The sequence below is a fragment of the Paenibacillus sp. AGC31 genome, from assembly GCF_057334655.1.
Genome location: NZ_JBHFJH010000045.1, coordinates 41557 through 54837, shown reverse-complemented (window position 1 = coordinate 54837; position 13281 = coordinate 41557). Strand labels below are relative to the sequence as shown.

Here is a 13281-nt window from a genome sequence, read left to right as displayed (position 1 = left end):
TCGCCTCCAACTTCTGGATAATGCTTGCTTCAAGGCAAACGGTTTACTTGGTTTCTCCACGGACTTTGATTCACTGGTCACTGTGGTTCTCAGAATCATCCCCCCATTCTTGGCTCCAAATCGTGCTGAACTTCAGCCCAACTTGGTAGCGCTTACTTTTTGAGTAATCATAAGATTGCGCTGGGGATGCGTAAAGGTACAGTTGCGCTGAGAAAGTACAAAAAGCGAATATAGTTCCCGAGAAACAACCTACATTAACCGCTATGAACGTCCATTTTCCGAAACACACTCGGAGAAATGCCGCGTACCCGCTTGAAAGCTCGGCGGAATGAATGTGCACTGTTATACCCGGTGGCCTCCGCTATCTCGTCAATGGTCTGACCGGTAGAGTGCAACAAGTTCGAGGCAGCATCAATGCGTACCCTTTCTACATAATCGGAAAGATTCTCTCCCGTATGTTCTTTGAACAGTTGAGATATAAACTTCTCGGACTTGCTCATGTGCTCCGCAATCCGATAGATCGTCAAGTTTGCATCCCCATAATGTTGTTGGATAAAACAAATCATTTCGTTTACAGTATCCCCATGTGCTCCTGTTCTTCTTCTCTGGAAATCACCACAGATGTCTTCCGTTAACCGTTTGAATTTTGCACGCAGCGAAGTAATCGTTTCTGTCATCTGAATAGATGTCACACGAGTTTTATATTCCTCCAGCAGGGAGGCATCCAGCTTGAATTTGGGTTCGTCCAGCTTCAGAAAAGTCCCCTTCAGCTCCATGATGAACTGCTGTGTCATCTCGTAGGAAAGTTCCCGCTCCTCTAAATTACGAAGAAACAATTGCTCCAGAATACGTATCGCCTCTTCATGCTCACCGACTTTGATCGTGTTCAGCAGGCGCTGTTCAGACTCAATCGGATAATAGAACATTTCATTTTCCTTCATCGTATCTTCAAATCTCACCAGATGATCTGTTCCCATATGAATGGCATAATCCAGAGCTTGTTTGGCTTCGTCAAAGGAACGCCCTGCATCATTCCAAACCTCGTAAGCTGCACCTGTACCAATTGTTGTGGATATCCGATGCTCCCGGTAGATCACTTCCATCAAGGTGTTCAGCTCTTTTTCACATCTCCCTATAGCTTCATTCAGTTGGTTCTCATCCAATGGACAGGCAAAAGCGATCTGGTCTGTTCCCCAATCCGTGATCAGCAGCTGCGCATTCCACTCTGTAAGTACCTGTTTGATGAGCAGCCTTGCGACACCCAGTTCATGGATAGTTTCTTCACTGTCCGGATTGGCATATCCGTTTACCTTCACTAAGCCTGCCAAGCCCTTGCTGCTATGAAGGGAAATGTGCGCCTGGGATGAGATAACCTCCAACTCAAGTGAGGTATAGACTTCTCCGGTTAACAAACGTTTGATAAAACCGTCTCTCAATAACGGAATCTGCTCATTCATGGCGTTTTTAAGTGAGTCATTATTAGCAATAAGATTGTTAATATGGCTTGCCAAAAAATCATATTCATTGCCCCGTCTGCCTGGGGAATCGGTGATTTGTTCCCGAAAAGAGGCCAACAATCTGTAAACGGGTGCACTATTCCGATAGGCCAGAACCAGCCCGAATAACAGTCCTAGGGCAATGGTTGCCAAAGTAAAGACCAGCGTGACTTGTTTGATTTGGTCCGCTTTTGTCATGAGTGCTTTCTCCGGAATCCCTGCCATGTAATTCCATCCATTTTGACTGGACTGCATCGATATCAGCAGCCGACCATCACTTCCAGGCTGTACATTCTGCACGTTCAGCTCCGTTTCCGCAGCGTTACCTTCTCTCTGGCGACTCTGTGCCATTTGCTCAGCTTCGGCTTGTTCAATGCCATGGGAGAAAATGATCTGTCCTTCCGCATCGGTGACGAGAGTCCAGCCGCCATATTGATCCACAATATTTTGAGTAAGGCTGGCCATCTGATCCTGATCAATCATGACACCAATCGTCGCTTGCGGTTTGTTGAAGCTGTTCAAAGGCAGAGATTGCAGAAACGTAATGGCGGGAACGTCTGCAAGCACAGTGCCGAGTATTTCACGTTTATAGTTTCGAAGCGGTATGATTTCATTAAAGTGTGGTTGTTTGAGAATTTGGTCATGCCACTGTTCAAACGACATACCGTCCAGCTGATTGGCAGCATAATAATGCTCTGGACGATAATACACAGTTCTTGGTGTGATGATGGCATTGTAGTTTGGAATGTGAATGAAGAAATGGGACAAGTAATCATTGGTACTGCTGTACATGGAGAGGCTCCGCTGCATACGGTTCATACCGTAGACATTGTAGAGATCATGCGGCTTTGGCCCAGCAATTAAATTTTGCAAATCGGGATTGACGGCAAGCTGCCTGGTAAAGGCTTCAACTTGAAGAAGGTTACGCTCAATGATCTCTTTCCCGAGACTCAGCGACTTCAAGCTGTTTTCAATGGAGCTGGAACGGGCCGCTTCAATAGAAGCTCGGTAAGAGGCATATCCCGCAATTTGAGGAATCATCAGAATGACAAGATACGAAATGAGGAATCGGCGGAACACGGGTGAAAATTTGGACCATAGGAGCTGCATATGTACCCTCCCTTTTTTATCAAGCGCTTACATTTCTCTGTGATAAGGTAGCTGTTCAATGATACACCGGGCATTTCTTCCTGGTGAAGGTACAACTTCTTCCTTATGGTACATTTACATACTGCGGTGTACAATGCTTACATGAAAATAATTGTCGGTCTGCGGGTTAGCGCACAAATATAGTTGTATTTTACCTTCGCATGACATCCATCCCAAAGTATCAAAAATAAACGCAAAAAACCTCCCCAAGACATGAAATGACTTGGGGAGGTTTTGTTTAACGTTGTGCTATTAGTTACTAACGGCTACAAATTTCCATTGTTGGTTTGTAGCACCCGTGTAGGTGTTCTGCTGCAGCTTGGCTCCATCCGAAGTGGAAGCGTTTGCCACTTCAATCGCTTTATTGCTGTTCACGTTAATGATACTCCAGTACCCGTTACCAAGATCGTTGACCTTAAAATGCTGAGCGGTTGTGTTCAGATTGCTCATGAGTTGAACCGCTTCCCCATTGGTGTTGGTACCGTTGCGAATGTCGATGACTTTGTCCGGCGAGTTCACACTTGTCAGTGTATAGTTGCCGTTTCCGATCGAAGTCAGAACCCACTTCTGAGGGTTACCGCCCAGATCGCTCCACTGCTGGAGCTGAAGATTATTTTCATTTTGACCACCAGGTACATCAACAACTTTGTTGGAATGCCGGGCTACGATTTTATAAGTTGCACCGGATACAAGACCCGTTGTCGGTCCGCCACCTTGTCCACTGCCCGGATAAGTCTGGGCACGTTCATGGTACCAGTTGAACAGGAATCGTCCCATGGCACTCCGTGAAGCATCTCCATCCCATTTCAGCCCAGCCGTTGGGTCGGCAAAGGAGCTTCGTGGTCCTTCACTTAGAATGAATCCGTTCATATGAGCTGCAATGCTGACATTGCCTGCTGCGTTGAAGATCGTTTTGGTATTGGTGCCAAACCCTTCATTGCTGCCATTAAACAAGTTCCAATAGGCCGAATCGCCAGGTTTGTTTTTGAACCAGGTTACCTCGGTAATATTAATCGGATATTTGTCAGCTGCTGCCTTCACGTTGGTATTCCACTGATCTTGCAGGATAGAGAAGTTGTCATATGCGCCATAACCAGGGTACCAGTGAACCGCATATCCATAGTTATTGAGCGGATCAGTCAATGGATGGCTTGCCGTCAAGCTGTAAAATTGGTTGTATCCGAGACCTGCCGCCCAGATGACATTGTCCGCACCTTTGCTGCGAATTGTTGAAATCATGGAATTTTGGAAATTACGCAAGTCATTCCAGTGATCCACAAAGTCATTTTCCCCGTTGTATCCACCCCAATGTCCATTGGCATAGGATTTCACCGGTTCGTTGATCAGTTCGAAGTGAACGTTGTCTGCACTTTTGATCTCCGGGCGTGAAGCGAGATAACCCCAGATTTCGTTGAATTTTTGCAGGTTTGCAGGTGTTGTTGCCTGATCATCCTTCAATGTGAAGTCCAGTCCCAGGACAACATAGACACCTTTTGTTTTGGCATATTGAATGTACGGAATAATTACATTTTGCGTAACGGTCTGCACACCGGCAAAGTTATATGTACCAGCAGCCACATCTCCCATGTCTTGGCGATCGATGAACAGACGTACCTGATTCATATTCCAGCCATGATTGCTTCCGTATTTCGCGCTGGTGTCAGCAAAAGTATCGGTAATGTCTTTCAGATAAGCCAGTGTAGCTGCATGACGGTTATTGCCGTGCAGATTGAGATAATAATTGCTGTCCTGATATGTCCAGTAGGCACCTGAGGGTTGATGCCAACCGTTCAGTAGCACAGGCTGGTTGTTGCTGTTCACCAGGTTTTTGCCGTTTACGTGAAGCTTGCCCATCGGCATGCCCACCCATGCTTCGGCACGGCTGCCTCCCCATGGAGCAATTGTGATCAATAAAGCCAGAATGAGTACAAGTTTACAAGATGTCATGAACTTCTTCACTTTAATTCCTCCTGATCTGATATATTGCCTTGCAATAATGCGAGGTAAGCTCCGTCAGAGTATCTCTGATCAAGCAGATCGCTCAGGTCGGCGCCCGCTCCCGCAGCCCGTTCCACACCAGCAGGGGGATCCTGCGCAGGGAAGGATCGCGGTTCTGCTGTGAGCAGACGTTCATGAGATCGTTACATGCCCCCTTTTCACAGATGGAATGTTGCATGAAGTTCCTCCTCCCTCTTCCAGTCTGATCCCACTCCAAACGTACAGAAGAACTTAACTTAACCGACGATTCCCGTACGCTCTACACTCTCTACGAAATATCGTTGCACAAACAAATAGATGATGATCAAAGGCAGAATGGCAAGAAGAATTCCTGTATCCTGGATCATACTCAGATAGAACGGATCGGCTTGGGAAGCTGCACCGTCAGTAACCTGCTGGGCCAGATTATACGGAAGGGACGATAACTGAGTCGACATGACTTTACTTGAAGTCAGATAAGTCGTTGTATAGAAGCTGTCGTTCCACTGCCATACGAAGGAAAACAGCATGACTGTTACCATGGACGGAATGGCATTGGGCAGCATGATTCTTGAAAATGTTCGTCCGATGCCCGCGCCGTCCACATAGGCCGCCTCCTCCACTTCCTTCGGAATACCTCTGAAAAATTGCCGGAAGATAAAGATGTACAAACCGGCCTTAAGTGAATTGGCCGTAATCGCCGTCAGAATAAACGGCCAATAGGTATTAAGCAAATTAACAGGTTTGCCGGCTATAAGCGTCATAAGCCCCATGAGATCAAAGCTTTTCAGATTCAGGTATACCGGAATGAGAATGGTCGTTGGTGGTACAAGAATCGTCAGAATTACACCGGCAAACAGCCAGTTGCTTCCCCTGAATTTCAGTCTGGCGAATCCGTATCCTGCAAGTGCACAGGATGCTGTAGTCAGCAGTGTAGTCGTTGCAGACAGGGCAAACGTATTAAACAGCGTTGCCCAGTAATCCATTACGCGTATCGCCTCTTTAAAATTGTCGATGGAGAAGTTCTGTGGAATCCACACCACCACTGCCGAATACAGATCACCTTTAGCTTTGATGGATGTGGAAACCTTCTGAAATATGGGAAACAGGATAACGAAGGAAAGCCCGGTAATCAGAACGAATCGGATCATGGCCCACAGCCAGCCTTTCCAATGCTCCAGCGATAATAATCGTGATGTTGTCACGTGGGACACCCTCCTTTCTAATCTTGATAGAAGACTCGCTTCGAGAAAATGATGTTTACGATAACCAGAATGATGGCAATGGCCAGAAAGTAGACCCATGCCATGGCAGAACTTAATCCAAAGTCAAATTTGACGAAGCCGGTATCCCGGATCAGTTCCGTCATGGCATTATTGGCAAACGAATCAATGATTGTATAGATCGCATTGACAAAAATAAGCGGGCTGACCATTGGGAACGTAATTTTCCAAAAGGCTTCATAACCCGTTGCCCCTTCCATCTTCGAAGCCTCATACAGTTGAGGGGAAATCGTCTGGATCCCTGCCAAAAAGATCAAAATCTGTACACCGGATTGACTGACGATCTGATAGATCCGATCTACGGCGCTGCTCAGATACGTAACGATCCAATCGCTCACTCCGGCGTTAACCATCAGATTTTCGAGTTCAAATGTCCCGAGTGAGCTTCCACCTGTGCTGCTCTGATTAACCGCTTCAATCAGGCTGGTGCTCTCCAGTGTCATAATCACTCCCGATGCCAGAATAACGGGCAGGAAAAAGATCGACCGCGCTACAGCCCGGCCCCTGAACTTCTGATTCAGGATGACGGCAAGGAACAGACTGAATATAACGATAAGCGGTACGTTGATGAGCACGTCTGTGATCGCCTCAATTAACGCACGGTTAAAGCTTGTATTGACGGTGAGCGCCTGAATGTAATTGGCAACCCCGTTGAATTGAATCGCTATGCCTTCCGCGTTAGCTTGAATTGTACTCATGCTGTATCGCAGAGAGGCTAACAGCGGAATGAAGAAAAACAACACAAAACCAATGAGCCAGGGAAGCACGTAGATTACGCCCCACATGGCTTTCTGCTGAGCATACGTACGACTTCCCCATTTCCATTTCAGGAGCGTCTTCAGAGCTGCTCACCACCAGTCACATAGCTTTGGGCTTCCACTGTATCGTTGTCAACTTCTACAGGGAAGTCGTTATAATTGACGATTACGAACCCGCCACCTTCATATGTTGTCCGGAAGACGCCCTCCTCCAGGGATTCATGGGATATCATGGAACGTCCGGAAAATGGTTGGTTCACCTGGTTCACCTCGTTGTAGATCTCGGCAGCCAGATCGATCCATTGTTCATAATTCGCCGCGTAGAGATCATCATAATCCGTTTCTTTCACAACATGGTTTGGCGCATTGAACCATGCAAAGTAAGGACTGGCTCCATATTCAATCAGCTTCAGCACATATTGCCTTGCATTGGTAAATGTGGAGAGATTGTATGGCGTACCCGTATAACCGATGCTGCCGTGTACAACGAGCTGATAGAACGGAATCTCTTCATCCTCCAGCTTGAAACGACTGCTGGTCATCGGCGCATCTGTCAGACCAGTTACATACGGCAGGGCATAAGCGTTCCCGCCTTCAGCGACAAGCGAGCCAGCCTGCTGCCCGATCTGTTCAAGTGCCTTCTTTACGGAGCCAAGCGCTTGTGTTCGGTCCACCAGCTTTTTCGGATTCATATCGCTGTTTAACTGAGCTGCCAGATCATTCAGGCTTAGTGACAGTCCATCCTTTTGAAGGGACCTCAGCTCATCTAACATGTCTGCCGTCACGTCCTCCAGCATGTTGGGCGAAAGCACATAGGATGGTGAACGATCCCGGTCCCGCCGCTGGATGGCCTGGTTCATCGGATACAAGACCGCCGGTTCCTGAGTTAATGTGCGTGAAGCTTCTTTGGACGGTTTAAACCCTTTTTTGGATTGCACATTCAGCAGAGCGATATCGGGATAGAAGCCGATGCCCGCTTCTTGTGTGTATGTGCTGAAATCCCGCAATCCCTTTTTCCCGCCTACCGCGCCATCTACTTGGATGGAATCCGGCAGTCGATGATGAAGTCCGCCGTTAAGCCATCCCGCATAGCGCACCTGAATATTGGATACCTTCTTCTCCGTCAAGGCGGAGAGAATGTTTTTGGCTTCATCAAACGTGGTCAAAGCCTCTGTTGAATCATACGGTATGCCCAGCATATGCTGCCTTGTTGTCATGCCACCGAACAGTTGCAGATAAAAGGGAACGTTACTCTGCTCTTTGCTGGCGTTTAACTCGGGAAGTCCGCCGTTTTGCTTCAGATAATCCCGATAGAGAGATGCAAGCCCTGAGTACGAGGCTTTATCCGCCCCCACAAAAGCATATCGAACGACGAAGTCGGACACAGTCGGTTTCTTCTGGAATTTCGGAAGTGTACGAACCATATCACTTGCCTGAAGCGTCACATCGCTCTTGTTCACCACATAGAAGCTGGGATATACGTTGTTGTAACTGTTCAGTTTACCGCTGATATCGGCATTCACAACTGCAACGGCATCCCCTTCTTCAATAATGCCCAGGAAAGCTCCCTCTTTCCGAATCAGTCCAAATACCGGCAACCTGGCTCTGGCTTCATTCGAACTTGCTTCCCGCAGTTTCATGGTCATATCCGGTCCGTATATATCTTGTTGATAGGCAGGATACTGCAGCTTGCCATTGTTAAAATGGATCAGCGCTCCCGAACCGTCCGGAACCAGTATGGAGCCCTCTTCTTCTGAACCCCCGGCCCCGAAGTAATCCATTACAGATATGCTGTTGATCGGATATTCCTCCGGAAAATGAATGCCTGAGGACGGAACACGTACAAGCAGATCCTCTCCATCCAGCTCATATTCCATCGTAAGCATAAACAGCCGTGGTCCACTTCGTTCCTCTTCAATGCCAAACTCGGCATGATCATGAGCCAGATCCTCCGATGTGTAACCGGCTGTGTCAAAAGCCTTCAAGGCCCGGGACAATTGCAATCCTTGCATCGCCTTATCAATCCGGACGTAAGCGCCTTCATCCTTGTCTTCCGCATAACCGACCTTCAAGGCCCGCTGCCCGGCCTTGTCTAGCTGTGCAAGCAGCCTTTGTTCAAATCGCTCCTTACTGATCTTCATCGGCAAGTCTTCTATGGATCGCTCAGTGCTTCCAAACTGGTAGTTGACCCGCACGCCGCCTGGCAGCACCTCGTAGCTTATCTGCTTGTGTGCAACACTATCCGTGAAGGAATTCACGGTGCTGCTCTGTCCGAGGCTGTTGAAAAAGCTGAGCTTCGTTTGTGATGACAAAAGGTCTTTGTTTATCCCGGCTACAACCCCATCCTGCTCACGATCTGCAGGATTGCTGCGCCAGATCTGGCCGCTCTGCGTGTGAATCACTGCAATCTCGGCAGTCTCTTCGTTAATGAACAACTGCAGCGCAGCATTCTGCGCAATGCCTACCATGCCGGGAAGGCGGACATCGCTGAACGATGATTTCAGTTTCTCTCCGGGAGGCAGGGAGGGAAAGTCCGTCGGATCAGCGGCAGTCACTGTCTCGTGAGCGAGCGGTGTTGGCGAGAATTGACAACCGCCAAGTAGCAGACTGCCCGCGAGCAGCATTCCTGTTATTTTTTTGGCTACGGTATAATTCATAACAATTTCCTCCTCCCTTAGCCCCGAAGCACTAATTCCTGATAGATGGTTACGACAAACGATACAATCTGCTGTACAAGACTGAAGAATAACAGGCACAGAAATGCCATAAACGCCATCGCTACAAGTGTCAGCAGCATCGTGAGCACCGTTTTGGCTGGTGTGTACTGATGAACCGTCATATTCCCCACAAATAACAGGTATACCGTCCATGCAACAGCGAGTGCATTGGAGAAATAATAAAAGGCAGTTTCCTGCGCAGAGATCACAAGACTCAGCCAGATCCATGGAAAATGAATGAGTAACAACGGTACCAGTGCAAAACACGTTGACATGAATATTTCGGAGAACTTGCCTTCCCCGTCCATCAATGTGGTTAACGACCAGTTAGCCACACACCAAAACAGTACCGGTATAATGACATATAACATTTCGAGTAGACTGTTCAGGTACTTTGGATTACTGAGATTAATGAGAAAACCGCTGTACTGGGCATGCAAAATTTTGGTGATGACCAGAAGCACCAGGATCATGAAAGCAATCAGCAGTGAGTTTCTCTGGTTCCGTTCATACTTCAATTCCCAGTATCCGTCAAACGGATGAAAAATCAGATGCAGCGGGTACTGGTATAGTTGCTTACTTGATGCCTGCATTCGTAGTCCTCCTTTTCTGCCTGCGAACGATGATGACGGTGACAATCGCAGCGACAGCCAGGAATATACCGGACATCATCCATGAAAAATGCTCACGCATCAGCTCTTTGCGGTACAAAAGAAAAGCCTTGGAATACCCTTTGGGCTCCATGCTGCGCTTGAAATATTTCGCAGACTCGGCGTATTCCTTCTGACGAAGCAATGCTTTGCCAATTCCCGCATACGCATATTCCAAGTTAGCGTTCATCTCGGCAGCTTGGGCAAACAGCACCGAAGATTGATCTTCATCACCGTTATAGTAGCTGCGCACCGCTTCGTGGAGTGTACGTCCGTATTCAGTTGTTTGAAAGACGGTGATTTCACCCAGCGCTTTATCCAGAACTAACATCCGGTCTCCCGCACGTTCCAGGGCAACAGGTGTATTAAATTGGCCCAGCCGGTTCCCGATGCCGCCATAAATATGGAGCAGGTATCCGTCTCCATTGTAGGTGAAGATTCGGCCCTTGCTGGAATCCAGTACGGAATACATGTCACTGTCACCCACATCCACATCAATCAGGCGGGATGGCCCTGCTTCCTGGGTATAAAGCAAATCACCCTGCGGAGTCTGATAGCCTTCTCTGCGCAAAATGTCTGTACCCTGGGCATTCAGCTTCTTGACCGGATCTTTGCCGCGATCCCCGCTAGTGGCATAGATGAAGCCCTCTTCATCCATATCCAGATTGGTAAATTCCGTTGGAGTGAACATCACCATCTGGCTCCGCTGCTCACGTGTTGCAAACCGTTTCCACAGATACTCCACCGGGTCCACCTGAACTCTGTTCGCTCCAATGAAGGAAGAGAACGTACCATCGGCGCTGAACTCCATGAATCCATCAAATACGCCTTCGGCCATGACGTAGATACGCTCCCCTTTGTCCATAACAATCCGCATCGGTTTAAACTGGAAGTCTGCTTTTAGCAGATCCGATTTTGGTTCAGACACGATCTTGACCAGCTTCCCTTGTTCATCCAAATGCACCACCCGGTGATTATCCGAATCAGCAACCAGCAGATGGCCTTTTTCCGTGACGTACAATCCCTGTGGATTTTTAAAATGATCTTCCTTGCCTTCCTGCTCAAATGAATCAATCGTCCGTACTAGCTTGAAGTTGGGATCCATCTCAATGATGCGGCCATTGCCCGAATCGAGCACAAAGACGTGCTGATTGGCGGTAACATGCATGTCGCTTGGCTCTTTCATAGGAGTTGTGTTCAGCTTCTTGCCGGTGATAATCGTTGTTGCCTCATATGCCGCCGGCGAAGGAACTGCGTCACCCCAGAAGGAATAATGGTACGCATCCGTTTTACCGTCTGCACTCACGTAGGGCGCCTCTTGAACGAACAACAGGAGGCAGATCATGCCCATGATGATCGATTTACGTTTTTTCCATGTGCTTCTCCGCACCTCGCTGCCTCCTTTCTATTCTTTCATGCCCGAAGTGGCCATCGTCTGCATAACACTGCTCTGAGAGATGATAAATAGAGTGATCGGTACGATCATCAACAGCAAGGCAACAGCCGCACCTACACCAGCTCTTGCAATCCCTCCCTGCACAATCTGACTGAGCGCATAATGCAGTGTTTTGAGATTTTCACTGTAAATGAAACTCCCGCCATCCGTTCCCCATAACGCTGGAAACTGCAGAATCATGAGCGTGAGCCATGCCGGCTTCACATTGGGCATCACGATGCTCCAGAATATCCGGTATTCATTGGCTCCGTCGATTTTGGCTGCCTCCAGCAAAGCATCGGGAATCTGCTCCATGAACTGTTTCATCAGGAAAAGTCCCAGCGAGAACGCAAGTGATGGCACAATAATGGACGCATGAGTGTTAATCCAGCCAAGCCAGGACATCACCATGTAGTTCGGAATCGCCGTAACATGCGGCGAGAACATCAGGGACAGAATGACAATGGTGAACAACACTTTGGAACCCGGAAAACGATATTTCGCCAGCGGATAAGCCGCTGCAGATGCAAGCAGGATATGCCCCGCTGTGCCAAGTATCGTAATGAGCAATGTGTTGGCAATATAGCGGGATAACGGCACCCACGAATTGCCCATGAGGTTGATCAGATCGGCAAAATTCTCCGTTGTCGGATTGTTCACCCAGAAGCGCGGCGGGAAAATAAACAGCTCATCCAGCGGCTTGAATGCATTGTTGACTGCATAGATGAGCGGAAGCACCATAAAGGAGCCGAACACGCCCAGCAGTGCAAATAACATCAGGCTGACGGTAAATGACCGATTAAGCCTTTTTGGCATGCCAAACACGGCACGTACTTTGCTGGTCATCGTCATTCACCTATCTTTCTAAGCATTTTTTGCGTGAAAACGTTTGTACCCAGCATCAGGGCAAACAGAACCGTTGCGATGGCCGAGGCATACCCCATCTCGAAACGAATGGTTCCGAAGTCCATCAGATGCGTGACAACGGTGTGTGCCGCATAGTTTACGCTCGGGAAACCTGCCAGTGCGATGGAAATCTCAGCTACGGCGAAGGAAGCGGTAATCTGCATTACCGCACCAAACATCAGCTGCGGTCTCATCGAAGGCAAGGTGATGTACCAGAGCTCCTGCCAGCGGTTTTTGATCCCGTCTACGGTTCCTGCTTCAACCAGAGAACGATCAATGGTTTGCAGCCCTGCAATAAAAGCCAGGAAGCTGGTTCCCAGGCTCAACCACAGCTGTACAATAATGACGATTGCCAGTACATACTTCTCGTCTGCGAGCCATTGGATCGGTTCCAGTACGACACCAAGGCGCATCAGGAAGCCGTTCATATACCCGTAGCTGTCACCCGAGAAGATGATCAGCCAGATGAAAAAGACGTTGCCCGATATGGATGGGGCATAGAAAACCAGCGTCATGACCGCCCGAATTTTAGGAGACAGCTCATTGATGATCCACGCAAACAAAAAGCAGGCAATATAACTGAGTGGGCCTGTAATTACGGCAAAAAGCAGCGTGTTTTTGAGCGCGATCAGAAATACGTCATCGTTCAGGAAAAGCCGGGAATAGTTCTGCCAGCCGACAAATCGCGGCAGCTCCAGCATATTGAAGTGAAAAAAGCTGAGCCCGAGTGAAATGCCGACCGGAATGACAGTAAACATGAAAAAAATCAGCATAAACGGTGCCATCAATACATAATAATGCCTGCTGAGATACAGATCCCGCTTCAATAGGGACCACCAGCCGACCTGGCGGGTATGGACGGCAGGAGCGGCGGCTGTCTTGGTAGTTTTAGCTTGCAACCGTTACCCTC

At 48.3% G+C, this 13281-nt stretch carries 10 protein-coding genes; all 10 read right to left on the bottom strand.

The window, feature by feature from the left end; genetic code table 11:
* Positions 1-254 precede the first annotated feature (254 nt).
* Positions 255-2606 (bottom strand): helix-turn-helix domain-containing protein, encoded by a 2352-nt coding sequence (locus ACE04G_RS26350; RefSeq protein WP_221821097.1) that lies wholly within the window; start codon positions 2604-2606, stop codon positions 255-257.
* A gap of 291 nt (positions 2607-2897) precedes the next feature.
* Positions 2898-4604, bottom strand: coding sequence for an RICIN domain-containing protein (locus tag ACE04G_RS26345; RefSeq protein ID WP_449004749.1), 1707 nt, complete (start codon positions 4602-4604; stop codon positions 2898-2900).
* 82 nt (positions 4605-4686) lie between these two features.
* A complete protein-coding gene (locus ACE04G_RS26340) occupies positions 4687-4821 on the bottom strand; it encodes a hypothetical protein (RefSeq protein ID WP_256704251.1) in 135 nt (44 codons plus the stop codon).
* Between the two features lie 58 nt (positions 4822-4879).
* Positions 4880-5827 carry a carbohydrate ABC transporter permease gene (locus tag ACE04G_RS26335; RefSeq protein ID WP_036615897.1) on the bottom strand — a complete coding sequence of 316 codons (948 nt, stop codon included), beginning with the start codon at positions 5825-5827 and terminating at the stop codon, positions 4880-4882.
* A 17-nt stretch (positions 5828-5844) separates the two neighbouring features.
* Positions 5845-6690: a carbohydrate ABC transporter permease gene (locus ACE04G_RS26330; protein ID WP_082219083.1), complete on the bottom strand. Its 846-nt coding sequence runs from the start codon at positions 6688-6690 to the stop codon at positions 5845-5847.
* Positions 6691-6743: 53 nt separating this feature from the next.
* Positions 6744-9320, bottom strand: a complete 2577-nt coding sequence (locus ACE04G_RS26325) for a DUF5696 domain-containing protein (RefSeq protein ID WP_449004748.1) — start codon at positions 9318-9320, stop codon at positions 6744-6746.
* A 17-nt stretch (positions 9321-9337) separates the two neighbouring features.
* Positions 9338-9973, bottom strand: coding sequence for a YIP1 family protein (locus ACE04G_RS26320; RefSeq protein ID WP_036670948.1), 636 nt, complete (start codon positions 9971-9973; stop codon positions 9338-9340).
* Positions 9957-11420, bottom strand: a complete 1464-nt coding sequence (locus ACE04G_RS26315) for a hypothetical protein (protein ID WP_449004747.1) — start codon at positions 11418-11420, stop codon at positions 9957-9959. Before ACE04G_RS26315 ends, ACE04G_RS26320 begins: the two co-directional genes overlap by 17 nt.
* Positions 11421-11435: 15 nt before the next feature.
* Complete coding sequence (locus tag ACE04G_RS26310; protein ID WP_026081082.1) at positions 11436-12311, bottom strand: carbohydrate ABC transporter permease; 876 nt, start codon at positions 12309-12311, stop codon at positions 11436-11438.
* Between the two features lie 2 nt (positions 12312-12313).
* A complete protein-coding gene (locus ACE04G_RS26305; protein WP_036615906.1) occupies positions 12314-13270 on the bottom strand; it encodes a carbohydrate ABC transporter permease in 957 nt (318 codons plus the stop codon).
* Positions 13271-13281: the final 11 nt, after the last annotated feature.